Consider the following 25,516-nt stretch of genomic DNA (forward strand, 5'->3'; position numbering starts at 1 on the left):
CCCGCCAGGGCCCCCGGCCCGCGCCCCGACCCCCGCCGCGCCCCGGCATCCGCCTGTCCACCCCGCCCCTCGCGAACAGGAGCCGCCTCCATGGGAGTACGCAAGGATCTGAAAGCAGCACGCAGCCGTCGTGACCTGGCCGCCCGGGCCGCCGTCGAGGTGATCCGGGAAGGAGGCGTCGTGCGGGAGGCGCGGTCCGCGGCCCTCACGCCCGCGCCGGTCGCCGGCAGCACGGCCGACATCCCCTTCACCAACGCCCTGGAGGCGCCGGACGCCGTGGTGATGCGGCGCAGGCGCGGGGAGAGCTGGCAGCCCGTCACCGCCGCGCAGTTCGCCGCCGAGGTCACCGCGGTGGCCAAGGGGCTCGTCGCCGCCGGGCTGCGGCCCGGCGGGCGGGTCGCGGTGATGTCCCGCACCCGCTACGAGTGGGCCCTGGTGGACTTCGCGATCTGGGCCGCCGGAGGGCAGAGCGTCCCCGTGTACGCCACCTCGGCGGCCGACCAGGTGCGCTGGATCCTGGAGGACTCCGGTGCCCGGTTCGCTGTCGTGGAGAACGCCGAACACCGCGCCACCGTCGAGGAGGCGGCCGGCCGGCTCGGCGAGCCGGTGCGGATCTGGGAGTTCGACGCCGAGGGCGTGGCCGAACTCACGGCAGCCGGAGGACGGATCGCCGACGAGGAGGTGGCAGGGCGGCGCGCCGCCCTGACCCCCGGGACCATCGCCACCGTCTGCTACACCTCCGGCACGACAGGACGGCCAAAGGGCTGCGTGCTCACCCACGCCAACCTGCACGCCGAGGCGAACAACACCGTCCAGCTCCTGCATCCCGTCTTCCAGGCCGTCACCGGCCAGGCCGCCTCCACGCTGCTGTTCCTGCCGCTGGCCCACATCCTCGGGCGCACCATCCAGATCGCCTGCCTGACGGCCCGGATCGAGCTCGGCCACTGGCCGAGCATCAAGCCCGATGAGCTGCGCCCCGAACTGCGCCGGTTCCAGCCCACGTTCCTCGTCGGCGTGCCCTATCTGTTCGAGAAGATCCACGACACCGGCCGGGCCACCGCCGAGAAGCTGGGCCGCGGTTCCTCCTTCGAGCGCGCCGACCGGATCGCCGTGCGCTACGCCGAAGCCGTCCTGGCCGAGTTCCTGGGCACCGGCAGGGGGCCAGGGCCCGGGCTCGCCCTCGCGTGGAAGCTGTACGACCTGCTCGTCTACCGCCGCGTGCGCAAGGAGCTGGGCGGCAGGCTGCGGTACGCCATCAGCGGCGGCTCCCCGCTGGACCGCGACCTCAACCTCTTCTTCCTGGCCAGCCGCGTGCTCATCTACGAGGGCTACGGCCTGACCGAGACCACCGCCGCGGCCACCGTCATCCCGCCGCTCGACCCCCGTCCCGGCACCGTCGGACAGCCCGTCCCGGGCACCGCCGTCCGCATCGCCGACGACGGCGAGGTCCTGGTCAGGGGCGGCATCGTGTTCACGTCCTACTGGAACAACGAGGCCGCCACCCGGGAGGCCCTGAGCGACGGCTGGTTCGCCACCGGCGACCTGGGAACCCTCGACGACGACGGCTATCTCACCATCACCGGGCGCAAGAAGGACATCATCGTCACCTCCGGAGGCAAGAACGTCTCCCCGGCGGTGCTGGAAGACCGCCTGCGCAGCCGTCCGCCGGTGGGCCAGTGCCTGGTCGTCGGCGACAACCGGCCCTGCGTCGGCGCGTTGATCACCCTCGACCCGGAGGCCGTGGAGCACTGGCTGGCCGTCCGCAGGCGGCCCCGGGACACGCCGTTCGAGCGACTGCGGGAGGACCCCGAACTCCTCGCCGACATCGGCAGGGCCGTCGAGCACGCCAACGAGGCCGTCTCGCGGGCCGAGTCGATCCGCACCTTCCGGCTGGTGCCGGGGGAGTTCACCGAGGAGAACGGGATGCTGACGCCCTCGCTGAAGGTCAAGCGACAGGCCGTCCTCACGGCCTTCGCGGAGGAGGTCGAGGCCCTGTACACCTGAGGTCGGCGGCCGGCCTCAGGCGTGGTCGACCAGCTCGGCGTGGCCCTGGACGCGGGCGCAGTGGGCACAGCAGAAGAACTGCCCGTCCGACTGCACGCCGTGCCCCAGAATCCGGCACGAGCAGTTCTCACAGATCGGCGCCATCTTCTGGGCCATGCACTCCAGGCTGTCGAACACATGGACGGCGCCGCCCTGTGCGTGGACCTCGAAGGACATCTCGTACTCGTTGCTGCACACTTCGCACACGGCCATGGCTGTTCTCCCACACTGCTCGGACGGTGGCGGACGCTCGGTCGTCCGCCACCGGCCAAGGATGGCGCCGCGCCGCCGGGCGGGCCTGCGCGACGCGTCCCGCCCGCCCGACCGGCCCAGCCGCGACCACCCGCCCGGACGACCCCGGTGCGCCCGGGTGGCGGCGCGGCGCTCGGCCACCCGGTTGACTGGCTTTCATGAGCTGCCTCTTCTGTTCCGTCGTCGCCGGGGACACCGCGGCCCACCGGGTGGTCGAGGACGACGTGGCCGTCGCCTTCCTCGACCACCGCCCGCTGTTCCCCGGCCATGTGCTCGTCGTCCCCCGCGCGCACCGGGAGACCCTCACGGACCTCGCCCCCGAGGAGGTCGGCCCGTACTACCTGCGGGTCCGGCGGATCGCCGGGGCGGTGGAGCGGGCCATGGCCGCCGCGGGCACGTTCGTCGCCGCCAACAACCGGGTCAGCCAGTCGGTGCCGCACTTCCACACCCACGTCGTGCCGCGCAACCGCAAGGACGGGCTGCGGGGGTTCTTCTGGCCGCGCACCCGCTACGCGGACGCGGACGAGGCTGCCGCCGTCGCCGCTCGGGTGCGCGCCGCGCTGGCCGACGGGGACACCTAGCAGGGGCGCGCGGCGGCCGGTTCAGGCCGCCGCCCCGCCTCCGTGCTCGTGCAGGGCCCGGACCGTCTCGACGGTGTCGGCCTCCTCGGCCCGCTTGTCCTCCCGGTAGCGCAGCACCCGTGCGAAGCGCAGCGTCAGGCCGTCCGGGTAGCGGGAGGAGCGCTGGACCCCGTCGAAGGCCACCTCGACGACCAGTTCGGGACGCACCCGTACACCCCACGGCTCGCGTGCGGCGGCCAGCTCCGTCAGCCGTCGCGTCTGCCAGGCCAGCAGGGCGTCCGTCAGGCCCTTGAACGTCTTGCCCAGCATCGCGAACGTCCCGTCCGCCCGCCGCGCCCCCAGGTGCAGGTTCGACAGGGTGCCGGTGCGGCGGCCGTGCCCCCACTCCGCCGCCAGCACGACCAGGTCCAGCGTGTGGACCGGCTTGACCTTCAGCCACGACGCGCCCCGGCGCCCCGCGCTGTACGGGGCGTCCAGCGCCTTGACGACGATCCCCTCGTGGCCGCGGGCGAGCACCTCCTCGGTGAAGCGCCGGGCCTCGGCCCGCCCGGCCGGGGCGGCCGGGTCGGTGACGGTGAGCCGCCGCACGCGCAGCGGCTCGGGCACCACCGCGGCCAGCGCGGCGTGGCGCTCGTGCGCGGGCAGGTCGAGCAGCGTGCGCCCGTCCACGGACAGCAGGTCGAAGAAGACGGCGGACAGAGGCAGGGCGGCCCGCGCCGTCCCGACGTCCGAGCGGGAGCCGACCCGTCCGGAGACCTCCTGGAACGGCCGCGGGCGGCCCGCCGTGTCCAGCGCGATCACCTCGCCGTCCAGCACGGCTGCGTGCGCCGACAGCTCCCGGGCCGCGCCCACCACCTCGGGCAGCCGCTCGGTGATCTCGTCCAGCGTGCGGGTGTAGACGGCGACCTCGGCCCCGTCGAGGTGGACCTGCACCCGGATGCCGTCGAGCTTCTCCTCCACCGCGCACGGCCCGAGCCGGTCCAGCGCCTCGTCCACGTCGCCGGCGGTCTGGGCGAGCATCGGGAGCACCGGCCGGCCCACGGTGAGCCGGAAGTCCGCGAGCGCGGCCGGGCCCCGGGCCAGCACGGCCTCGGCCACCGCGCCCAGCGAGCCGCCGAGCATGACCGCGCGCCGCACCGCGGCGACGTCCGCCCCGCTCGCCGCCGCCAGCCCCTCGACGGCGAGCGCGTCCAGGGCACCCTGCCGCAGCTCCCCGGTGAGGAGCCGCACCAGGAAGTGCTGCTCCTCGGCGGTCGCCGCCCGCAGCAGGCCGTCCAGCAGCCGGCGGCGTTCCGTCCGCGCGCCCTTCCCGGCGACGGCGGCGAGGGCGCTCAGCGCCGCGTCGACCTCGGAGACGGTCAGAGCCCCCTGGGCCGCCGGGGGTACCGGCTCGGCGAGCGTGCGCCAGCCCACGCCGGTGCGCCGCTGCGGCAGCCGTCCCGCCAGATAGGTGACGGCGATCGGCGCCTCGTTTGGCTCGGCGGTGCGGAACAGCTCCGCGAGGAGGGCCACCTTCGCCGAGCGGGAGGAGGTGGCGGCCACGGCGTTCGAGGTCCTGGCGAGATCCGCGAGCAGCATGCGTCCATGCTCGCCCGCCGCCCCGCCCGGCGCAGGACGGCGGCCCCCGCCCGCCTCGCCGCCCGTGCCGTCTCCCTAGAATCGCCCCTGGGGACATGGACGTGTAAGGAGACGCGGTGGTGCGTGACCGGGACGAGGCGGGCCGGGCCCGCAGCGCCCGCCCGCGGGACGGGCTCGGCCGCCCGCTGCCCTACGGCGAGACGGGCGTGGCCCGGCAGCCCGAGGGCGTCGTGCGGACCCCGGAGGAGTCCCTGACGGAGGCCCAGCGCCTGCTGGACGCGGGCAGGCCGTTCCACGCCCACGAGGTGTTGGAGGACGCCTGGAAGTCGGGTCCGGCCGCCGAGCGGGAACTGTGGCGCGGGCTGGCCCAGTTGGCCGTGGGGGTGACCCACGCGGCCCGCGGCAACCCGGTGGGCGCCGGAGCTCTGCTGCGGCGCGGTGCGGAGAGCATCGGGCCCATGGCCGAGGCGCACCCGCACGGGGTGGACGTGCCCGGGCTCGTCGCGTGGGCGCACGAGCTCGCCGAGCGGGTGGGGCGGTTCGGCGAGGCGCCGGCCGCCGCATCCATCGCGCCGAGACTGCGCGGATAGCGGCGGGTTCCGGTCCTCTTCCCGGCCGACTGACGCCCCGCCATGTCGCCGACGTGGCGTCGGTCACGGAATGCGGGCACTCCTTCGCCGTCGGTACAACGACGGGTAACCCCACGGCATCCTGGGATGATGGTCGGATGAACGGAAGCGCTCTACAGTGAGCCGTGCGTGCGGCACACCTGATGGGGGCTCGACTGTGCACGGTGCACAGGGACAACCGTCGGCGTCCCACTAGCGTCCCTTGCGACCGTGCACCACACATCCGCAGCGCCCGGCCGACCGACCGAGGCCGAGGTGCTGTGCTTGCCACTGGGGGGCAGTCATGCAGAGGATGGTTGAGCTGTCAACGTACAGCCGTCTTCGCCCAGACGGAAGGGGGGTTCACCGGACGGGGGGAGCGTTCGTGGTCCCGCGTCAGCCGCGTTCCCGGTGGAGCCGGTCGTGATGGAGACCTTCGAGTTACCGTGGCTCGTCACCTTCGGTGAGACGCCGCCGCCCGAGCTGAACGGCCACCAGGGCGGCATCGTGCAGGCGCCGCGCCGCAGTCTGGTGGACTCCCTGCAGGCCATGCGCCACCAGGGGATGCGGGTGGGGGCCGTACTCATCTGTCTCGTCCACGAGTTGGCCCACGCGCCGATCGACCCGGAGGACGGGCCCTGGCAGTGGCCGCCGCCCAGCGCCCTGTACCGGCGTCTGACCACCCGCTGTAGCTCGCCGGACGGCAGCGGGCTCGACTACCGGCCGTGCACGGCCCGCTTCTGGCTCCAGCCGCCGGAGCGCACCCACGTGCTGACCGACGGTGTCGCGCTCTACGACACGCTGTGCCGGGTCCGTTCACTGCGTCGCCACGGCCCGAACAGGTTCACCACCGCCCTCCCCATGGAGGCCCTTCATCCGGAAGAATCGCCACAGCAACCACACCAGGCTCAGGACGAGCATGGACCACACCAACCGGCCGATGTGTACTACCGCTGGACGTCGTGAGGGAACCGGCCGCCCACACGCACCGCACGAAGGGGACGCATGCGCATCGGGGTCCGCCTGGGCACCCGCGACATCCACGCGGCGCTGCTCGACGGCGACCGGATCGTCACAGCGGCCGGTGCTTCGCTCGACGAGGGAGCCGGTCCGCGCCCGCGCGAGGTGGCCGACCGGCTTCTGCGCCGGCTGGCCGACCGCGCGGCGTCCGCCGTCGCCTCGGTCACCTGGGACGTCTCGGCCGTCCTGGAGTCCGCCCTGACCCGGGCCGCCGCGCCGGAGGAGGACCGGCCCGCGGGCCGCGCCCCCTCCTGGCCGCCCGGGCGGCGCCCGGTGGCCGCCCTCCGGCTGGTGCCCCGCCCGCCCGCCGTCGCCGGGGCCGGCTGCCACCCGGCCGCGCTCATCCGCTCGCTGGTGGCGTGGCGCGGCACCGCCCGGGGCGGGCACGACCTCTTCGGCACCGAACTGGCCGCACCCGATCTCACGGCCGCGCTCCGGTGCGCGGACGCCGTCGCCGCCGCCGGAATCGGCACCGTCGCCATCACCGCCACCGGCGCCACCGCCTGCCCCGACCACGAGGTGGGGGCGGCCGCGGCCCTCCTGGAGCGCGACCCGCGGCTTCGGCTGTGCCTCTCGCACGAGACGGGCGGCCTCGGGCTCCTGGAACGTGAGGCGACGACCGTCATCAACGCCGCCCTGCTCGACCCGGCCGAGAGCGTCATCGCGCACTGCGAGGAGTCCACCGCCACGCTGCCCGGCGCCCCCGCCTGCTGGTTCGCCACCGGAGACGGCGGCCGCGTATCGGCCCGGCGGCTGTGCTGGCTGCCGGTGCTCGGGCTCGCCGCCACCGCGGCCGCCGCCCTGATCGCCGCCGCCCGGCAGTCGGGCACCGCCGACGCCCTCGTCGTGCTCGCCCAGAGCGGCACCGTGACGGTCGGCCAGGTCCGGGACGGCCTGCCGCACGTCGAGGCCGACCTGCCGGGAACCGGCGGCGTGCGGGTGTCCGCACCCCAGCCCGTCCTCACCACCGCCCCGGCCCGCAGCGCCGGGGTGAACCTGCCCGGGGCGCGCAGCCGGCAGACCGCCGACGTGATCGCCCCGCTGGACGACAGCGGGCGGCGGACGGCCGAGGAACTCGCCGAGCAGGCCGGGAGACAGGCCGTCCTGCTGCGGCCCCAGGCCGATCTCGCGGCGGCCGGAGCGGCGGGCACCGAGCCGGGCGCCTGGCTCGACCTCCTGGTGCCGGTGGGCGTGGGCGAGACGCTCGAAGGGGTCCAGGCCCAGGCCGAACACCGGGCGCTCGCGCTCGTCGCCGCGCACGGTGCCGAACCGGGCACCGCCACGGTGGTCCGCTCCTCCGCCACGGCTGTGGGGTACCTGCGGATCTACCGCATCCAGATACGGGCCGGCAGCGGCCCACGCGTCGAGGGGCGGCCCCGAACGGGGGAGCCGCGGCGGGCGGAGGACGGCCGGTGAACGCGCCCGTGCCGCTGCGGCACATCGCCGCCGCCGACCTGCCCGCCCTCGTCGCCGGGAACGAACTCCTCAGCTCCGGCCGGGGCGCCGCCGGCCTGGACGGCCTGACCGTGTGCGTCGGCGCGCTGCTCGACCGGTACGGCCCGGTGCCACTGGTTCCGCTGGACGGGCTGCCGTCCGGCACCCGCTGCGTGGCCGTCGGGGCCGTCGGCGGCTTCGCGCCGCTCATCGAACTTCCCTTCAGTGGCGATGAGTTCGCGGCAGCCGTCCGCGCTCTGGAGGACCGCACCGGGGAACGCGTGGACGCCGTCGTGGCGCTCAACTCCGCCGGCCCCAACGCCCTGGTACCCGTCGCCGCCGCGGCGGCCCTGGGCGTGCCCCTGGTGGACTGCGACGGCATGGGGCGCATCCTCCCGCTCATCCACCAGACCACCTACGCCCTCGCCGGGCTGCCCGTCGCCCCGCTGGCCGCGATGAGCGCCGCGGGCGACAGCGTCGTGCTCGACTGCTCCACGGCCCGCGCGGACCTGCTGCTGCGCGGGGTCGTCGACGCCTCCGGCGGGCTCATGACGTGCGCCATGTACCCCGCGACCGTCGAACGACTGCGGCACGCCGCCATCCGCGGCTCGACGAGCCGCATCCTGCGCATGGGCGAGCTGCTCCTCACCCAGAGCCGGCACGCCGCCGTGCTGGCCGGGCTCGCCCGCACCGTCGGCGCCCGGCTGCTGGCCAGCGGCCGCGTCGTCGCGCTCGACCTGCCGGAACCCGCCGGGGGCGCCCGCCACTACCCGTCCATGCCCACCAGCATCGTGGTGTCCGACCCGGCCTCGGACGGCCCCGTCGTCCGGCTGGAGGCGCAGAACGAGATCCTGCTGGCCCTCGTGGACGGCGCCGTCGTGGCCGCCGTGCCCGACGTGGTGTGTCTGCTGGACCGGCAGAAGCTGCGCCCGGTCGGGTTGGAGGGCGTGGCCGTCGGCGACCACGTGGACGTCCTCGTCGTACCGGCCGCACCCATGTGGCACACCCCCGAGGGCCTCGCGCTCGCCGGTCCGCGCGCCTTCGGGTTCCCCGTGCGTCACCCGAACGAGGAAGGCAGCCGATGAGCCGCAGCCGTCCCGCCGGTCCGCTGACCGTCGCCGAGCTGGTGCGCTTCGGCCCCCTCGGCGAGGCCCGGATCTGGGCCGGAGACCGACTGGAGAGGCCCGTCACCGGCGTCACCCTCATCTCCGACCTGGACCAGGCCCGACGGTGCAGCCCGGAGACCGCCATGGTGCTCCATCCGGCCGCGGCCCACGGAAGCTGGGCGCTGGAGGCGGCGATGCGCTTCGCCTGGGAGCGCAACGCCGCCTGCGTGGTGGCGCCCGCCGACATCCCCGTCACCGGCTCCACGCCGCAGCTGGCCGAGCGGCTGCGGATGCCGCTGCTCTCCGTCGCCGATCCGGCCCGCCTCGCCCTCGACCTGGCCGTCGCCGTCGCGGACACCGAGGCCGCCCGCGCCCGCCTCGTCGCGCGGTGCGCCGTCCTGTTCAGCGAACGGTCCAGCCTGCGGGACATCGTCGGGGCCATCAACACCGAGGTCCCCGGCGCCCTCGTCGCCCTGGTCACCCAGGAGGGCTACCTGCTGGCCGGGCGGGCCGCGGCCCAGCGGACGGACGAGGCCGGCGCCGGGCAGCAGCGCCGGGTCACCGTCCCGGTGCCCGGCCCCGACGGGCGCCCCTGGGCCACACTCGTCGCCCGCCTCAGCGACGTCTCGCCCGCGTGGACGGAGACGGTGACGACGATCCTGCGCCTCGCCCGCTCCTCCCTGACCGCGGCCGGAGCCGGGCTGCGGCTGTCGCTGTCCCACCAGGTCGGACGCGACCGGCTGCTGCTGGAGTCGTTGCTCAGCGGGGGCGCGAGCGTCCTGCCCGAGGGCGGCGGCACCGCAGTGGCCGGGGACGGTGGCGGCCCGGGGCCCGAGCAGATGGCCAGGGAGGCGGGCTGGCCCGTCGACGGGCTGCACGTCGGCGTCCAGCTGCGCCCGGCCGAGCCGGTCACCGCCGACCTGGAGGCGGCCTCCGCCGGAGTCGTCGCCGGCTGGCAGACGGGCCGCTCCGCCGCCCCGCTGGTGCCCCAGCACGGCGGCTGGACGACCTGGTTCACCGGCTGCGACGTCGGCCAGGTGGTGCGGCAGGTCCAGCGGCGCATCGCCCACGCCCGCATCCCCCTCCCGCTGACCGCGGGGGTGGGGGAGCCGGGCGAGGGCGTGGCGGGCCTGCGCCGCTCGCTGGCCGAGGCCGAACTGGCCGCGACGGCGGCCAGCCGAAGACCGCCCGGGACCGTCGAGCGCTACGCCGAGCTGGGTCCGCGTGCCGTGCTGGCAGCCCTGCCCGTGACCGAACTGGCCGCCGCCGCCCGGACCCTGCTCGCGCCGCTGCTGGCCGACGCCAAGGCCGACGTCCTGCTGACCACCCTCGCCGCCCTGCTCGACTGCGCCGGCTCCACCGGGCAGACGGCGGCCCGGCTCGGCGTCCACCGCAACACCGTCCTCGGCCGGGTGGAGCGCATCCGGGCCCGCGGCGTCGACCCGGACGCGCCCGACGGCCGGCTAGCCCTCCACCTGGCCTGCCACGCTCTCCTGAGCACCCGTCCGGTGACCGGCTGACCCCGCATGCGCAGGCGTCCCGTACACCGCCTCCGCGTGTCCGGGTGAGATCTGACCGTCCAGCAGGTCACCCCGGACGGCCTCCGGGTCGCGCGCGGCGGCGTCGCCGTACCCGCCGCCGCCACCGGTCATGCAGCGCACGACGTCCCCGGCGTGCAACGGCACCCCGTTGCACTTCAGCATCCGCCGCTCGTCGGGGCGCCCCGGATTGACGACGACCTCGGGCGGCGCCGCGTCCCCGCCCCCGGCCAGCCCCCAGGCGGGCGTGACCGACCGCTCGAACCACAGGGACACCGTGCAGTCCGCGAGGGCCCGGTACTCGCGCAGCACCCCGTTGCCGCCCCGCCACCGGCCGGCGCCGCCGGAGTCGGGCCGGATGGCGTAGCGCGTGACCCGCAGCGGGAACCGCGCCTCGAACACCTCGACCGGGAGGTCCTTGAGCGAACCGTTGACGTTGTTGATCAGCGCGTCCTGGCCGTCGGAGCCCTCCCACGCGCCCCAGCCGCCGAGCGTCGCCTCCAGGCTCACATACGGGCGCTCCACCCGCGGGTCGGTCCCGGCGAACATCACCACCATGGAGTCGCCGTGGCTGGCCGCCGCGACCCGCTCCGGCAGCACCGGTGCGAGGGCCCGGGCCACCAGGTCGATGAGCAGGCCCAGATGCGAGAAGTACCACTGGCAGGCCGCCGGGGGGCGGGCGCCGAAGACCGAACCCTCGCGCACCCGGACGCTCAGCGGCCTAAACGAGCCGCCGTTGCCGGGCACGTCCGGGCTCACCAGCAGCTTGTAGCCGACCCGGCAGGCCGAGACGGTCTGGGCCGTCCCACAGTTGACCGGCCCGGTCGTCTGGTCGGCCGACTCGGTGACGTCGAACTCGACCTCGGAACCCGCGACCGTGATCCGCAGCCGCACGGGCACCGGCGCGGCCAGGTCGACGCCGTCGTTGTCGAGGAACCCCTCGGCCGTGTAGACGCCGTCGGGGATGCGCTCGACGACCTCGCGCTCCAGCCGCTCGGTCTGCCGGAAGATCTCGTCCCGCGCCGCCCGGACCGTGGACAGGCCGAACCGTCCGACGATCTCCGCGAGCCGCCGCTGGCCCATGCGGATGGTGGCGATCATCGCGTTCATGTCGCCCGTCGTGGGGTAGGGGAAGCGCACGTTCGTGGCGATGGTGTCGATCACGCCCGGCACCTCCTCGCCCGCCTCCACCAGCTTCTGCGGACCCATGCGCAGGCCCTCCTGGAAGATGTTCACCGAGTCCATGGAGCCGCCGGGGTCCTTGGACCCCACGTCGATCCAGTGGGCCCGGGTGGCGGTGAAACCGGCCAGCTCGCCGCCGGTGAACACCGGGCCGAAGATCGTCACGTCGTTGAGGTGCGTACCGCCGAGGTAGGCGTCGTTGAGGATCCACACGTCGCCGGGGCGCCACACCTCCCGTCCGAACCGCTCCTCGGTCGCCAGCGTGCAGCTCTCCAGGTTGCCCAGGAAGATGGGCAGCCCGGCGGACTGGCCGAGCACCCGGTGCTCGTCGTCCAGCAACGCCACCACGCAGTCGCCGCACTCGTAGATGATCGGTGTGTACGACGAGCGCATGAGCGTGGCGTTCATGTCGTCCGCCGCGGCGATGACCGCGTTGCGGATGATCTCCACGGTGACGGGGTCGGGCCCCTCGCCGGGGTTCCGTACCTCTGTGGCGCTCATCGGGCCTCCCCGCGGATGACGAGCGAGCCGAAGGCGTCCATGTGCACCCGGTGGCCGGGCGGGACGACGGTGGTGGCGGTGGGCTCGGTGACGACGGCCGGGCCCGCGAACGTGTGCCCGGGGCGCAGCCCGTCACGGGCCACGATCCGCGTCGCGTGCTCCCGGCCACCGAAGACGACCGGCCGCTCGGCCCGGGCGAACTCCGCCCCGCCGGCCGGTGGCAGCCGCTCGGCCCGCGCCCGTCGCAGCTCGCCCAGGGCCGTGACGCGCAGTGCCGTGAACTCGATGGGGGCGCCGGGGTTGGCGTGCCCGTAGCGGCCCTGGTGGAGCTCGGCGAAGCGCTGTGCCACCGTGGCCCGGAAACCGGGGTCGGCCGGCTCGTCGGGACGGGTGAGCGGCACGGTGAGCGTGTACTCCTGCGCGGCGTAGCGGATGTCGAGGAACGTCCGGACGCGGCGGTCCGCGCGCGGCACGCCCTCGCTGTCCAGCGAGGCCAGCGCCCGCTCGGCCGCCTCGCCCAGCCGGGTCGCCAGCGCGGCCCCGTCGAGGTCGGCGTCCAGGCAGAGGAACGGCTCGGCGAAATCCCGGCGGATCTCCGTCTGGAGCATGCCCCAGGCGGACAGCGCGCCGGGGAAGCGCGGGACGACGACCTCCTCGATCCCCAGCTCGCGGGCGAGGAAGACGCTGTGCATCGGGCCGGCGCCCCCGAACGCCACCAGGGCGAAGCGCTTCGGCTCGATGCCGCGGGCGACCGTGATGGTGCGGATCGCCTGCGCCATCTTGGCGTTGGCCACGTCGCAGACGCCCTCGGCCATGGCCCGGACGTCCAGCCCCAGCTCTCCGCCGAGGCCCGCCAGCGCCCGCTCGGCCGCCACCCGGTCCAGGGCCATCCGGCCGCCCGCGAACCCCTCTGCGTCGATCCGTCCCAGCACCAGGTTCGCGTCGGTCACCGTCGGCTCGGTCCCGCCTCTGCCGTAGCAGACCGGCCCCGGGTCCGCGCCCGCCGAGCGCGGGCCCACCCGCAGGCCGCCCGCCTCCGTCCAGGCCACCGAGCCGCCGCCGGCGCCGATGGTGTGGATGTCCACCACGCTCATCAGGACCGGCAGCCCCTCGAACCGCGTCTCGGCGGCGAGGTCCGGCCGGCCGTCGACGACCAGGGACACGTCGAAGGAGGTGCCGCCCATGTCCACGCACACGAGGTTCGGCCGCTCCAGCGCCTCAGCCAGCGCGACCCCGCCCATCGTCCCGCCCACCGGACCGGACAGCAGCGTCTGCAGCGGCCTGCGGCGGGCCGTCTCCGCGGTGATGACGCCCCCGGAGGACTGCATGACGTGCAGGGGCGCCGTCGTCCTCCGCTCGGCGAGGGTGCCGGTCAGCCCGGCCAGGTACCGCCGGACCACCGGGCCGATGTAGGCCTCCATGACCGCCGAGGAGGTGCGCTCGTACTCCCGCCACTCGTTGGCCGCCTCGTGGGACAGCGACACCGTCAGCTCGGGCCCCAACTCCTCCACGAGGATCTCCCGGGTGCGCAGCTCGTGCGCCGGATCGACGTGGCTGAAGAGGTAGCCGACCGCGATCGCGGTGAACCCCTCGTCGCGGTAGCGTTCCGCGGCCTTGCGCACCGCGGCCTCGTCCAGCGGTTCGATCTCCCGCCCCGCGGCGTCGAGCCGGCCGCCGACCGGGACGATGTCGCGCAGGGGCACCAGCGGTTCGGGCTTGCGGTAGCGCAGGTCGTACAGGCGCGTTCGCGGGCCCCGGGCGATGTGGTAGGTGTCGGGCGCCGCGGCTCCGGCCAGCAACAGGACGCGGGCCCCGCTCCGTTGGAGCAGTGCGTTGAGGCCCTGGGTCGTGCCGTGTACCAGGAAGGAGATGTCCGCCTCGTCCGTCACGACCGAGTCCAGGGCCGCGAGGACGCCCCCGGTCAGGTCCCCGGGCGTCGTCGAGGCCTTGCCAGCCCGGTACCGTCCGGTCCGTTCGTCGTAGACGACGACATCGGTGAACGTGCCGCCGATGTCCATCGCCACCCGTAACTCACCCATCAGCACCTCTCGTCGTCCGCTTCGCGGTGTCCGGGCCGCTCAGGCTAGACCCGGGTGCGGACGCGTGTGGGGAGAAGCGGGTGAAGCGGCCGAAAACGGAAGGGGCTCCCGGCGCCTGTGGGGAGCCCCTGGGTGCGTGGCGGGAGCGGTGCCGTGCCGTCAGAAGGCGGCCACGTTCTGAAACTTGCGCCGGACCCGCGGGCTCTTCCTCGCTGCCCGGGCCCGCCGTGTCCGCAGGCGCTCGCGGAGGTGCGGCGTACCGGCGTGTCAGGAGGCAGAGGGTGCCGGCGGGAGGTGACGGGTGTCCTGCCCCGCCCGGGCCGCGCGGCTGAGCCGCGGGGGGTGCGGACGCCGGTCGGTGGCGCTTCGCGCGCGCCAGGACGCGTAGTCGGCCAGCGCCGCCCACTCCGCGTCCACCCGGCCGGGCACCGCGCGGTCCTGGGCGGTCCACTGCCGCAGCAGGGCGGTGTAGATGGGCGTGGTCCCGGCGTGAGGAACCGTTTCGTCAGATGCGGGACGTGGCATGGGTCCGCGCCCTCGCCACGGGGCGCCCGAGGAGGTTGCTGTCACAACCAGCCAACGGGGCGGACCCCGATGAGGTCACGCGGCCGTCGCACGGGGTGCCCACACGGGTGAGCACGCCATTACCCTGTTCGTCACACGGACGCCACGAGGAGCCCCACCCCCACCCGGTCCCGCTGGGACCCCACCGACGGAGTACTGATGAACGCCGCCCCTTCCCGCCGGAACGAACGGCAGCGGCGAGGCCGTCACCTCAAGGCCCTGCGCCGCACCTGCGAGGACATCCTCGGCGCTCTGGAAGTCGCCGACTCGCCCGACATGTTCGCCCTGTCCGAGCAGGTGGGCCGGCGGCGCGACCGCCCCGTCCGGCTCGCCGCCGTCGACCTGCGGGACACCGGCGTCTACGGACTGTGGATCGCCACCCAGGACGAGGACTTCGTGCTGTACGAGAGCCACACCAGCAGGCTGCACCAGGAGCACATCGTCGCGCACGAGCTCGCGCACATCCTCTGCGACCACCACCGCGGCGGGGACCTGGACGACCAGTCCATCCAGCTGCTCTTCCCCAACCTCGAACCGTCCGTCGTGCGCGGCATGCTGGGGCGCTGCGGATATCTGGCCGCCGAGGAACAGGAAGCCGAGGTCATGGCCTCCGTGCTGCTGACCCGGGTGCAGCGCAAACCCGCCGAAGCGACCTGGGACGTCTCGGCCGAGGCCGCCCAGACGATCGCCCGGATCGAGAGCGTCGTCGGCCAGGAAGCACCCCAGGAGCGGCCCTAGGATGTTCTACCAAGTCCTGTCGTGGACCTGCGCGCTCGGCGGTCTCGCCGCCGTCCTGTACAAGCTGCCCGCGCTGCCCCGCCACCGGCGCGACGCCGCCTACATCGCCCTGTGCGTGTACTTCCTGTGTTCCAGTCTCAGCTTCTTCGTCGAACTGGACCAGGTGCGCGACGACATCGCGCGGATCCTGCACTACCCGAACATCACCACCTTCCTGTGCCAGGCCCTCGTCGTCGTGCTCACCGCCGCCCAGCAGGTCGTGCTCGTCCACTGGTCCCACGGCCCCGGGCAGGCGGCGGTCAAGGCCCGCAACCGCATGCTCGGCTACGGACTCGCCCTCGCCGTGCTGGCGGTCCTGTTCTTCTTCGTCAACCCGCCCAAGCGGCAGGGCTCGGCGGAGGTCACCGTCCTGCTCAACCTGGAGAACCCCCGGTACGCCGCCTACTTCGCGCTGTACCTCGCCGTCTGTGCCGTCGGCCAGGTCGAGGCGGTACGGCTGTCCCTGCGCTACGCCCGCATAGCCCACCGCTCCTGGCTGCGCTCGGGCATGTGGGCCGTGGCCGTCGGCGGCTCGCTCATCCTCGTCTACTGCCTGATCCGCTACTGGCAGATCCTCGCCGTCTCCACCGGCTTCGTCGAGCCGTGGTCGGACCTGTACTGGATCGCCGGGAGCATCGGCTCGCTCCTCCAGGTGTTCGGCTGGACCGTCCCCTCCTGGGGGCCGAGGCTGTCCGAGGCCGCCCAGTGGTGCGGGCACTACCGCTCCTACCGGCGGCTGCGGCCGCTGTGGTGGGCGCTCTACCGCGCCAACCCCGGCATCGCGCTGGAAGCCCCGCCCACCCGGCTGCACGAGTTCGTCCCGGGCCGGGACCTCGAGTACCGGCTCTACCGGCGGGTCATCGAGATACGCGACGGCCAACTCGCCCTGCGCCCCTACATGGACCCGGACAGCGTCCGCGCCGAGGCCCGGCGCCTGGGCCTGTCCGACACCGCGCCCTCCTACGAGGCGCTGCTCCTGCGCAGCGCCCTGACGGCCCGCACCGCCGGGCCCCCGGGCCCCGGCTCCGGCGGCCCGGAGTCCGTCACCCACGCCCCCGACGGGGACATCGACGAGGAGATCGCGTGGTTGACACGCGTCGCGGACCATTTCAGAGTCTTGACCGCAGGCCGTGATCCGGCCGAGGCGGAGCGTGCCCGGACCGGGGCGTGACGTTCCGGTCGTGCCCCCGTGGCGGCCGGGCGCCCTCGGCCCGCAGGACGTGCGAGACGAGGAGTCGCTGATGGAGGCCGGCTGGTCGGCCCGCGCCGCGGGGGAGTACGCCGCACGGGTGCGTGGAGCCACCACGCGGGTTCTGGCCCTGGAGGCCCGCGCCGGGGCGACGGTCGCCGGGCCCGAGGCGGCCCGCGCGGCCCTGGGCGCGTGGGCGGGCGTCCGGGCCGTGCCGCCGGGCACGGCCGCAGGGCCGCAGCTCGGGTGGGGGAGCGACGTCGGGGCGGCCCTCGGGGAGCTGGCCCAGGTCGCCGGATGGCTCCTCTTCGACGCCGAGCGACACCACGCCGCGCACCGCTTCTGCCGGCTCTCCCTGGCCCTGGCGCGCCGCTGCGGGGACCGGGCCACTGAGCAACTCACCCTGGCCACGCTCAGCATGCAGGCCGCACACCTCGGCCGCCCGGACACCGCGCTCCGTCTCGCCGACGCCGCGCTGGAGCAGCCCCGCCTGCCCGCCCGAGTCGCGGCCGTCTTCCACCTCCGCCGCGCCCGCGCCCACGCCCTCGGCGGCCGTCGCGGCGCCGCCCTGGCCGCCGCCGACCTCGCCCGCGGCCTCGTCGGCGAAGGCCCGTCCCCGCGCGATCCGGCCTGGGCCTGGTGGGTGGACGAGGACGAGGTCGCCGGGCATCTCGGGCTCACCCACGCGGGCCTCGGGGAGTGGCACCGCGCCGTCGACACACTGACCATGGCGACGGACGGCGAACCGGGCACCACGGGCTTCCGGGCCCTGTTCGACGCCGAGCTGCTCACCGCCACGCTCCGCGCCGGGGCGTGGCACGACGCGACGGCGCTGGCGGCTCGCATGGCCCAGAGCGCTGGCGGCATCGGCTCGGCCCGTGCGGCGACGCTCGCGCGGCGGGCCGCGCGCTCCGCCGTCGCCGCCCCGCACCTTCCCGGTGCGCTGCGCGACGCCGCGCGGCACCTCCAGACCACCCTGCCGCCACCGTACGGCGGCGGGACGTCGGGCCCGTCCCCCACGGGCCCAGAAGGGAGCGTGCCACCGTGTGGAGCACCCCGGGCGGAGCACCGCTGCGAGCGTCACACCGGCTGCTGGTGAACCTGACCGTCACGGCCCTGCTCATCAGCGCGCTGTCACTCCTCGCGCTCGCCCTCGACCGCCACTCCGACCCGGCCTCCGCCCCGGCGCCGACCAGCCTCGCCCCCGCCGGGGCCGCCGAGGCCGCGCCCGGCTCCGAGACCCGGCCGTACCGGGGCGAGCGCTGGCTGGAGACCCGCCTGTTCTTCGGCACCGGCCGCCACAACGGCGAACCACCGATAACCGACGAGCAGTTCCACGCCTTCCTGGACGAGGAGATCACCCCGCGCTTCCCCTCGGGCCTCACTCTGCAGAAGGGCCACGGGCAGTGGCGTGACCACGAGGGCGACATCAACAGCGAGGAGTCCTACGAGCTGATCCTCCTGTACCCGGCCCACACCGCCTGGCGCAGTGACGCGTCGATCGAGGAGATCCGCCGCGCCTACACCACCCGCTGGGACCTGGAGTCCGTCGGCCGCGTGGACCACCGCGTCCTGGTCGACTTCTGAGGCGCGCCACCCGATGACACCGGCCGGGTGAAGCCGCCCTGCCCCGGGGCGCCCCGTTGCCCCGGGGCCGGGCGTCCTCCCGGCGGCGGCCGGCCGAGGCGATCGTTTCGCGGCCCCGCCCGGCGGGTACCCAGCGGCCCCACACGCCGTACGGCGTGAGCCGCCGCCAACCGGCCTGCGCCCCGGCGCGGCTCAGCCGTCGCCCGTCCTTCCTTGGAGGAGAGGACCCGATGACGATGCAGCACGGACCGAACAAGGGCGGCCCGATGCGGGACGACGCGGCCAAGGAGGCGGTGCGCAGCGAGCTCCGGGCGGGCCGCTCGACGCGCGCCGACGACTCCCGGGAGGCCGAACCCCCGGGAGAGGACCAGCCGGAGGCGGACCTCGCGCCCGGCACGACCCTGACCGGCGGGACCCCGCCCGGGATGACCCCCGACGACGTCGGTCTGCGCAACGAGCTGGCCCGGCACCTGGGCATCAGCGTCTACCCCGCCCAGCGCAACGACCTCCTGCGCACGCTGCGCGAGAACAACGCCCCCGACCGGCTCGTGGACCTCGTCTCGGGGCTGCCCGCCGGGCACACCTACGACAACGTCCAGGAGATCATGCGCGCCCTGGGCTTCGGCACCGAGGCCCACCGCACCTGATCCGTCCGGCGGGCGCGTGTCCCCGGGCGGATCGCCGCGCTCAGCGCGTGAGCGCCCGCCCGCCGGCCGCCGCCGCGCACGCCAGCCCGGCCGCGAGAGTCGCCCGGCGCACGGCGGTCCGGTGTCCGGACCGCGCGCCGTGCACACTGCCCGTCCCGGGCTCCGGGGTGTACAGGTTCCCGTGCCCGGGGCGGGCGGACCGCCGCCGTGAGAGGTGCTCCCGGTCCACCCGGCGGGCCATCCGCCGCTCCGCGCGCGCCGGAGCGAACCGCGCGCCCCGCATCAGGGAGCGGCTCCCCGCCCCCACCACGATCTCCCGCCGCGGTCGCTCGACGGCGTGCACGATCGCCCGCGCCACCCGCTCGGGGCTGTACACCGGTGGCATCGGCCGTACCGCGCGCCGCGTGTAGTTGGCTGCCTCCCGGAAGAGCGGCGTGTCGACCGTCCCGGTCAGCACGGTGCACACCCGGATGTTCCGGTCGCCGCTCAGCCGCAGCTCCTGCCGCAGACTGCCGCTCAGCGAGCGGATCGCGGCCTGCGACATCCCGTACAGGTGGGTGTAGGGCTGGCTCACCTCGCCCACCACCGAGGAGACGTTCACCAGGGTGCCGCCGCCGTGCGCCCGCATCGTCCGCAACGCGGAGCGGGAGCCGTGCACGGAGCCGAGCACGTTGACGTCCAGGACCGTGCGCAGATCCGGCAGTGGCACACGGCGGAAGGGGCCGAACACGCCGACGGCGGCGCAGTTCACCCACACGTCGACGTGCCCGAACTCCTCCACCGCACGGTGGGCCAGCCAGGTGACCTGGTGGTTGTCGGTGACATCGGTGGGAACGACGAGGGTCCGGGCGCCGCGGTGGCGCTCGCACTCCTCGGCCGCCGCCCGCAGCGCGCCCTCACGCCGGGCGGCGAGGACGACGGCGCAGCCCCGCCGGGCGAACGCCTCGGCCGTGGCGCGTCCGATGCCTCCGGACGCCCCGGTCACGACGACGACGGATCCGCGAACACGCATGCCGACCTCCTCGGACGCCTTTCACCAGCGCCGCCGGCCGCGGGCCCGCCGACGTCTCCGGCGCACCGCGCCCGGCCGCACGGAGTCCCCGGGTACCCCGGGGACGTGGAGCCAAGCACACCCGCCCGACCGCGTCCGGGAACGGTTTCCGCCACCGTGCTACCCGGGCGTACGGCGGTGGCCGGGGGCTCTCGCGGCTCGGGTTCTCCGTGGAGGTCGCGGCCGCGGCGGCCGAACACGCCCTGGCGCACGGCTGCGGGCCGCCCTACGTGGCGCCGGGCCGTCCGCCGTCCGGCCCGGGTGCCGTCCGTGCCGAGCCCGCACCGGATGCCGTGCCCGGCCCAGACGACCGCCGGCGCCGAGGCGTTGCCCTTCCAGGCGCTCGCGACCGGGGGTGGCTGAGCCCCCCCCGGTGTCCCGCAGGAGCGCCGGCTTCCGGGGGTGAGCAGGGTCGCGTGCGCGCAGGAGCTGCGGGCCGAGAGCGCCGAGCGATTCGGCGGTCAGTACGGGAGGCGTCTCACCGCCCGGTCAACACCGTGGACGGCCGCAGGTCGGCGGACGACGACGGCCGGGCTCCGTCAGCGGGAGTGGCGCCGGGAATGCCGGGCACCGCCGTCCCGCAGGATGTCGCCGAGTACGGCCACGCCCTGCCGGATCCGCGTCGGCGCGCATGCCGCGTACCCCAGGACGAGCCCCGGTCCCGTGGGCAGCCGGGCGTGCCAGGACAGCGGCTGGGCCTTCACCCCGCGCGCCAGCGCCTCGGCCGCGACCTCGACGTCGCTGAGCCCGCCCGTGCCGAGCCCGTCGTCGAAGGTGACCAGGAGGTGCAGCCCCGCCGCCGTTCCGTGCACCACGGCACCCGGCAGCTCCTCGGCGATCGCCGAGACCATCGCGTCCCGGCGCCGACGGTGCCGGCGTCGCAGCGCCCGCAGATGGCGCTCCAGCTCGCCCGACTCCATCAGCCGCGCCAGGACCACCTGCGGCAGCACGGCGTTGCCGAGGTCCATCAGCCGCTTGGCGTCGACGACGGCGTCCCGGTACCGCCGGGGCACCAGCAGCCAGCCCACGCGTAGCGCGGGGGCCAGCACCTTGGACACGCTGCCCGCGTAGCAGACGTGCTCGGGGAGCAGGGCCCGGAGGGCGGCGACGGGCGGTCGGCCGTAGCGGTGCTCGGCGTCGTAGTCGTCCTCCAGAACCAGGCCGCCCTCCTCCGCCCAGCGCCTCACCGCGCGGCGCCGCTCGCCACCGAGGACCACGCCCGTCGGGAACTGGTGAGCCGGTGTCAGCAGCACGGCCGGCGCCCCCGACTGCCGCAGGGCGTCGACCCGCAGGCCCTCCGCGTCCACCGGTACCGGGGGCGTGCGCACGCCCCAGCCGCGCAACTGCTGGCGGACGCCCAGCGAGCCCGGGTCCTCCACGGCGACCGCGTCCTTGCCCTCGTCCCGCAGCACGAGGGCGAGCAGTGCCAGAGCCTGGGCCACCCCGGCCACGATCACCACGTCCTCCGGAGCCGCCCGGATGCCGCGGTTGCGGGCGAGCCAGCCGGCGACGGCCCGGCGCAGCACGGGCGCCCCGCGCGGATCGCCGTAGCCGAGCTCGGTGGCGGCGAGTTCCCCGAGCACGGCCCGCTCCGCCCGCAGCCAGGCCGCCCGGGGGAAGGCGGCGAGATCGGGGAGACCGGGGGAGAGGTCGATCCGGGCCGCGGACGCCCGCATCGCCTCGAAGACGTCGGCGCCCGGGGCGCCGCGGAACAACGCCCCGTCCTCCGGGGCCGGTCCGGCAGGCCGGGGCGGTACCGCCGGAGACACCGCCACCGGAGCGGCCACGACGACCGTGCCGCCGCGTCCCCGCCCGCTCACGTGCCCGTCCTCGGCCAGCCGTCGGTACGCCTCCGTCACCACGCCCCGCGACACCCGCAGTTCGGCGGCGAGCACCCGGCTCGGCGGCAGCCGGCTGCCCACCGGCAGCCGTCCGTCGGCGACGGCACGGCGCAGCCGGTCGGCCAGCCAGTGCGCGAGGCCACCGGGCGGAGCCTGCCGGGCATCGAGCTGAAGGAAGTCGGAGCCACCTGTGTTGGTCTGCTCGAACACGCCGTCATTGGACCTGTTCACCGGACCATTGTGGGCCAAGACTGAAACCCATGACAGCAGCCCAGACCACCCTGCCCTTTTCCCCCGGCGCTCCGACGCCGTACGTGCACGGCTACTCCGCCGACGAGTCGCGCCGCCTGAACGACCAGGCCGGCACGCTCGCCGAGCTGCTGCACGGAGGGACGGCCTACCCTCCCGGCAGCACGGTCCTGGAGGTCGGCTGCGGCGTCGGCGCGCAGACGGTGCACCTGGCCGCGGCCAGCCCGGGCGCCCGCCTGGTGGCCGTCGACGTCTCGGAGGACTCCCTCGCCCAGGCCCGAGCCCGGGTCCCGGGTGTCGAGTTCCGCCGGGCGGACCTGCACGACCTGCCGTTCCCCGACGCCTCCTTCGACCACCTTTTCGTCTGCTTCGTCCTGGAGCACCTGCCGGACCCCGGGGCCGCGCTGAGCGGCCTGCGCCGCGTGCTGAGGCCAGGCGGCAGCCTCACCGTGATCGAGGGCGACCACGGTTCGGCGTTCCTCCACCCCGACAGCCCGCACGCCCGGGCCGCGATCGACTGCCTCGTCCGGCTCCAGTCGGCGGGCGGGGGCGACGGGCTGCTCGGGCGGCGGCTGTATCCACTGCTGACCGCCGCCGGGTACACGGACGTCCAGGTCCGGCCGCGCACCGTGTACGTCGACGGCGGCCGGCCCGAACTGGCCGAGGGCTTCACCCGGAACACCTTCACCGCCATGGTCGCCGGCGTCCGGGACGAGGCCGTCGCCGCCGGGCTCATCACCCCCGCCGACTTCGACCGCGGCGTGCGCGACCTGCTCCGGGCCGCGGAGCCGGACGGCACGTTCCACTACGCCTTCCTCAAGGCCCGGGCCCTGCGACCGGAGTAGGGGCCGGGCCGCTTCCCGGGCCCCGGCTCCGGGTGCGGCGGCAGAGCCCGGGGCCGCTGCGGGCGCCCGTTCCGGTCACACCCCCGGCTCGGCCGCCAGCCGGCCGGTCCTGACCGCCGCCAGCAGCTCGGCGTGGTCGGCCTCGGTGCGGTCCGCGTAGGCGACGGCGAACGCGGCCACCGCCTCGTCCAGCTCCTCGTTCTTGCCGCAGTACCCGGTCACCAGTCGCGGGTCGGCGCTGTGCGCGTGCGCCCGGGCGAGCAAGGCGCCCGTCATCCGGCCGTAGTCGTCGAGCTGTTCGGGGGCGAGCGCCGCCGGGTCGACGCTGCCCTTGCGGTTGCGGAACTGCCGCACCTGGAACGGGCGTCCCTGGACCGTCGTCCAGCCGAGCAGGATGTCACTGACGACCTGCATCCGCTTCTGCCCCAGCACGACCCGCCGTCCCTCGTGCGCCACCTCGGGGGCGGCGAACCCGGCGTCGGGCAGATACGGCGACAACGCCGAGGCCCGGGCCTCCTTCACCTGGAGCACCAGCGGCTCGCCCCGGTGGTCGAGCAGGAGCACCACGTACGACCGCGTGCCCACACTGCCCGTTCCCACGACGCGGAACGCCACGTCCTCGATGGTGTGGCGGGCGAGCAGCGGCAGCATGTCCTCCGAGACCGTCTCCAGGTACGCACCGAGCGCCCCCGCCACGGCGGCGGCCTCCTCGTCCGGGACCCGGCGCAGCACGGGGAGCGCGTCGACGAAGCGCCGTCCACCCTCCGGGCACGCCTCGGTCGACTTGGCCGCGAAGCGGGCGCTGGTGTTCCTGCGCGCCTTCTCCGCCACCCGCTCCAGCGTGCCCAGCAGGTCCCGGGCGTCCGCGTACGACACCAGCCGCTCGTCGGGGATGGCGTTCCACGCATCCAGCGCGGACATCCCGGCCAGCAGGCGCATCGTGCGCCGGTAGGCGCCCACGGCGTCGAAGGCGGCGGCCCGGCACACCTCCTCCGAGGCGCCCGCCGCCCGGCCCGCCAGGACCAGGGACACCGCGAGCCGCTTGACGTCCCACTCCCAGGGGCCGACGGCGGTCTCGTCGAAGTCGTTGAGGTCGATGACGAGCCGGCCGCGGGCGTCCGCGTACAGCCCGAAGTTGCCCGCGTGCGCGTCGCCGCACAACTGGGCGGACACGCCCGTCACCGGGGTGGCGGCCAGGTCGTAGGCCATCAACCCCGCCGAGCCCCGCAGGAACGCGAACGGCGAGGCCATCATCCGTCCGACCCGTATCGGCGTCAGCTCCGGAACCCGTCCGCGGCTCGACTCCTCGACCGCCTGGACCGCGCCCGGCCGTTCCCCGTCGACGGCCCGGGCCCCCAGCGTGTGGTGGGCGGAGCGCGGTACCCGCTCCCGCAGCGCCTTGCCGGCCTTCTTGGGGGACGGGCCGTCGCCCGCGCCGGACCGTCTCCCGAACCCCGCGACCTCCGGAATCCGCACCTCGGACCGCACCGCCGCCCCCGCCTCGCCCATGACCGGCCACTCCTCGTTCTCCGTCTGACCACCGAACGCCCCGACCGTACCGTCACCGAGGCCCGCGGCCCGCCCCCGGGGCGCACCCGGAGCGGCGGTTCAGGCGGCCGGTGCCGTGCTGGCGCGGACGATCAGGGCCGGCTCGACGGAGGCCGGGTCCGGCGCCGCCTCCGGGTCGGCGATGTGACGCAGCAGGTGGGAGACGGCCAGCGTGCCCATCTCCGCGAACGGCTGGGCCACGGTCGTCAGCGAGGGCGAGCAGTACTCCGCGAGGGCGATGTCGTCCACGCCGACGACGGAGATGTCCTCCGGGACCCGCCGGCCGAGCTCGTGCAGGGCCCGGATGACGCCGAAGGCCATCTCGTCGCTGGCGACGAACACGGCGGTGACGTCAGGGATCTTGCCCAGGATCAGCCCGTTGCGGTAGCCGGAGGCGGGCGACCAGTCCCCCTCGAGCACGGGCGGCACGGTCGCGCCCGCGGCCTCCAGGGTGTCCCGCCAGCCGCTGCAGCGGCTGGCGGCGTCGAGCCACTCGGTGGGGCCCGACACGTGCCACACCGTCTCGTGGCCCAGCTCCAGCAGGTGACGCGTCGCCAGCCGCGCGGCCAGCGTCTGGTCGACGGCGACGACCTCGGTGTCCGGTGTGCGGGAGCCGTCGATGGTGATCGTCGGCACGGAGCGGGTGAGCTGCTCGATCTTGCGGCTCACGTGGATGAGCGGGACGGCGAGGATGACCCCCTCGACGCGTTGGTCCGCCAGCCGGGACATGGCCTCCTCGATGGCGTGGGTGTCCAGGGAGGCGGCGGTGGCGGTGGACACCGCGTACCCGGCCGCGCGGGCGGCGCCCTCGATGCCGAACGTCAGTGCCGTGCGGGAGGAGGAGTTGGTCTGCAGGGTCACGACGCCGATGGTGCGGCTGCGCCCGGAGGACAGCGTCCTCGCCGCGTTGTTCTTGCGGTAGCCGAGCTGCTCCACGGCGGCGAGGACCTTGGCCCGCGTCTTCTGCTGCACGTTGGGGTGGCCGGACAGTGTCCGCGACACCGTCTGCGCGGAGACCCCGGCCACCCGTGCGACGTCGGCCATGCCGGGCTCACGTGGGACGCCGCCGCCCGCAGCGCGCTTCCTCATGGTCCCCTTTCCCGTCGCCTTCACGTCCGTTGACATCGTTCGCATCTCCTCCGGCCTGCCGACCGCGGCCGCACGTCCACCGCGCCGTCGGCTCGGGCAGTCTATCCATGACCATGTCATCGGCATCGCCATCAACGCCGGGCCATGGTTCCGGTGCGCCGGCGCGGGGACTCCCGGTGTGGAGGTGTCGGAGCATCGCCCACGGCATCGGGGCGAGGGCGTCGGGTCTGACCATTCCGCCTGGTCC

At 75.2% G+C, this 25,516-nt stretch carries 22 protein-coding genes; 13 read left to right on the forward strand and 9 right to left on the reverse strand.

The features are described 5' to 3' along the window. Positions 1 to 90: 90 nt before the first annotated feature. Positions 91 to 2,004 carry a long-chain fatty acid--CoA ligase gene (locus HPT28_RS03580; protein ID WP_219089120.1) on the forward strand — a complete coding sequence of 638 codons (1,914 nt, stop codon included), beginning with the start codon at positions 91 to 93 and terminating at the stop codon, positions 2,002 to 2,004. Positions 2,005 to 2,019: 15 nt separating this feature from the next. Here the strand turns inward: HPT28_RS03580 and HPT28_RS03585 are convergent, their stop codons facing one another. Next, positions 2,020 to 2,256 carry a hypothetical protein gene (locus HPT28_RS03585; protein WP_219089122.1) on the reverse strand — a complete coding sequence of 79 codons (237 nt, stop codon included), beginning with the start codon at positions 2,254 to 2,256 and terminating at the stop codon, positions 2,020 to 2,022. 197 nt (positions 2,257 to 2,453) lie between these two features. Between HPT28_RS03585 and HPT28_RS03590 the strand changes: the two genes are divergently transcribed. Then, a complete protein-coding gene (locus HPT28_RS03590) occupies positions 2,454 to 2,876 on the forward strand; it encodes an HIT family protein (protein ID WP_219089124.1) in 423 nt (140 codons plus the stop codon). A 21-nt stretch (positions 2,877 to 2,897) separates the two neighbouring features. Here the strand turns inward: HPT28_RS03590 and HPT28_RS03595 are convergent, their stop codons facing one another. Next, positions 2,898 to 4,454 carry an ATP-dependent DNA ligase gene (locus tag HPT28_RS03595; RefSeq protein ID WP_219089126.1) on the reverse strand — a complete coding sequence of 519 codons (1,557 nt, stop codon included), beginning with the start codon at positions 4,452 to 4,454 and terminating at the stop codon, positions 2,898 to 2,900. Positions 4,455 to 4,570: 116 nt separating this feature from the next. On the opposite strand from HPT28_RS03595, the gene HPT28_RS03600 reads away from it, so the two are divergent. The 5 genes from HPT28_RS03600 to HPT28_RS03620 all read left to right on the forward strand — a co-directional run bounded on the left by HPT28_RS03600 (position 4,571) and on the right by HPT28_RS03620 (position 10,142). Continuing rightward, on the forward strand, positions 4,571 to 5,044 hold the full coding sequence (locus HPT28_RS03600) for a DUF309 domain-containing protein (RefSeq protein ID WP_219089128.1): 474 nt from the start codon (positions 4,571 to 4,573) through the stop codon (positions 5,042 to 5,044). Between the two features lie 444 nt (positions 5,045 to 5,488). Continuing rightward, positions 5,489 to 6,028, forward strand: a complete 540-nt coding sequence (locus HPT28_RS03605; RefSeq protein WP_219089130.1) for a hypothetical protein — start codon at positions 5,489 to 5,491, stop codon at positions 6,026 to 6,028. Positions 6,029 to 6,067: 39 nt separating this feature from the next. Then, positions 6,068 to 7,498 carry a hypothetical protein gene (locus HPT28_RS03610; protein WP_219089131.1) on the forward strand — a complete coding sequence of 477 codons (1,431 nt, stop codon included), beginning with the start codon at positions 6,068 to 6,070 and terminating at the stop codon, positions 7,496 to 7,498. After that, positions 7,495 to 8,601, forward strand: coding sequence for a DUF917 domain-containing protein (locus tag HPT28_RS03615; RefSeq protein WP_219089133.1), 1,107 nt, complete (start codon positions 7,495 to 7,497; stop codon positions 8,599 to 8,601). Before HPT28_RS03610 ends, HPT28_RS03615 begins: the two co-directional genes overlap by 4 nt. Further along, a complete protein-coding gene (locus HPT28_RS03620; protein WP_219089135.1) occupies positions 8,598 to 10,142 on the forward strand; it encodes a helix-turn-helix domain-containing protein in 1,545 nt (514 codons plus the stop codon). Before HPT28_RS03615 ends, HPT28_RS03620 begins: the two co-directional genes overlap by 4 nt. On the opposite strand, the gene HPT28_RS03625 is transcribed toward HPT28_RS03620, so the two are convergent. From HPT28_RS03625 to HPT28_RS03635, 3 genes are all read right to left on the reverse strand, one after another. Further along, positions 10,086 to 11,843 (reverse strand): hydantoinase B/oxoprolinase family protein, encoded by a 1,758-nt coding sequence (locus HPT28_RS03625; RefSeq protein ID WP_219089137.1) that lies wholly within the window; start codon positions 11,841 to 11,843, stop codon positions 10,086 to 10,088. The genes HPT28_RS03620 and HPT28_RS03625 overlap by 57 nt on opposite strands. Beyond that, positions 11,840 to 13,882: a hydantoinase/oxoprolinase family protein gene (locus HPT28_RS03630; RefSeq protein ID WP_257577999.1), complete on the reverse strand. Its 2,043-nt coding sequence runs from the start codon at positions 13,880 to 13,882 to the stop codon at positions 11,840 to 11,842. Before HPT28_RS03630 ends, HPT28_RS03625 begins: the two co-directional genes overlap by 4 nt. Positions 13,883 to 14,149: 267 nt before the next feature. Continuing rightward, positions 14,150 to 14,407, reverse strand: coding sequence for a hypothetical protein (locus tag HPT28_RS03635; protein ID WP_219089139.1), 258 nt, complete (start codon positions 14,405 to 14,407; stop codon positions 14,150 to 14,152). 198 nt (positions 14,408 to 14,605) lie between these two features. On the opposite strand from HPT28_RS03635, the gene HPT28_RS03640 reads away from it, so the two are divergent. From HPT28_RS03640 to HPT28_RS03660, 5 genes are all read left to right on the forward strand, one after another. Continuing rightward, complete coding sequence (locus tag HPT28_RS03640) at positions 14,606 to 15,184, forward strand: ImmA/IrrE family metallo-endopeptidase (RefSeq protein ID WP_219089141.1); 579 nt, start codon at positions 14,606 to 14,608, stop codon at positions 15,182 to 15,184. A 1-nt stretch (position 15,185) separates the two neighbouring features. Continuing rightward, a complete protein-coding gene (locus HPT28_RS03645) occupies positions 15,186 to 16,394 on the forward strand; it encodes an MAB_1171c family putative transporter (RefSeq protein ID WP_219089143.1) in 1,209 nt (402 codons plus the stop codon). Positions 16,395 to 16,404: 10 nt separating this feature from the next. Further along, a complete protein-coding gene (locus HPT28_RS03650; RefSeq protein ID WP_219089144.1) occupies positions 16,405 to 17,511 on the forward strand; it encodes a DNA-binding protein in 1,107 nt (368 codons plus the stop codon). Beyond that, entirely contained in the window at positions 17,508 to 17,999 is a 492-nt protein-coding gene (locus tag HPT28_RS03655) for a DUF3574 domain-containing protein (protein WP_219089146.1), read from the forward strand. Before HPT28_RS03650 ends, HPT28_RS03655 begins: the two co-directional genes overlap by 4 nt. 230 nt (positions 18,000 to 18,229) lie before the next feature. Next, positions 18,230 to 18,646 (forward strand): DUF2795 domain-containing protein, encoded by a 417-nt coding sequence (locus tag HPT28_RS03660; protein WP_219089148.1) that lies wholly within the window; start codon positions 18,230 to 18,232, stop codon positions 18,644 to 18,646. Positions 18,647 to 18,686: 40 nt separating this feature from the next. Here the strand turns inward: HPT28_RS03660 and HPT28_RS03665 are convergent, their stop codons facing one another. Further along, a complete protein-coding gene (locus HPT28_RS03665; RefSeq protein ID WP_219089150.1) occupies positions 18,687 to 19,658 on the reverse strand; it encodes an SDR family oxidoreductase in 972 nt (323 codons plus the stop codon). Positions 19,659 to 20,236: 578 nt separating this feature from the next. Further along, positions 20,237 to 21,769 carry a PLP-dependent aminotransferase family protein gene (locus HPT28_RS03670; RefSeq protein WP_219089151.1) on the reverse strand — a complete coding sequence of 511 codons (1,533 nt, stop codon included), beginning with the start codon at positions 21,767 to 21,769 and terminating at the stop codon, positions 20,237 to 20,239. Positions 21,770 to 21,798: 29 nt separating this feature from the next. Here HPT28_RS03670 and HPT28_RS03675 point away from each other — a divergent pair, with 29 nt between their 5' ends. Beyond that, complete coding sequence (locus HPT28_RS03675; protein WP_219089153.1) at positions 21,799 to 22,632, forward strand: methyltransferase domain-containing protein; 834 nt, start codon at positions 21,799 to 21,801, stop codon at positions 22,630 to 22,632. 75 nt (positions 22,633 to 22,707) lie between these two features. Here the strand turns inward: HPT28_RS03675 and HPT28_RS03680 are convergent, their stop codons facing one another. Further along, positions 22,708 to 24,141 carry a DUF2252 domain-containing protein gene (locus HPT28_RS03680; protein ID WP_219089155.1) on the reverse strand — a complete coding sequence of 478 codons (1,434 nt, stop codon included), beginning with the start codon at positions 24,139 to 24,141 and terminating at the stop codon, positions 22,708 to 22,710. Positions 24,142 to 24,240: 99 nt separating this feature from the next. Further along, positions 24,241 to 25,269 carry a LacI family DNA-binding transcriptional regulator gene (locus HPT28_RS03685; protein WP_257578001.1) on the reverse strand — a complete coding sequence of 343 codons (1,029 nt, stop codon included), beginning with the start codon at positions 25,267 to 25,269 and terminating at the stop codon, positions 24,241 to 24,243. Positions 25,270 to 25,516: the final 247 nt, after the last annotated feature.

This window comes from Streptomyces sp. JJ38 (assembly GCF_019303475.1).
Classification (GTDB): domain Bacteria; phylum Actinomycetota; class Actinomycetes; order Streptomycetales; family Streptomycetaceae; genus Streptomyces.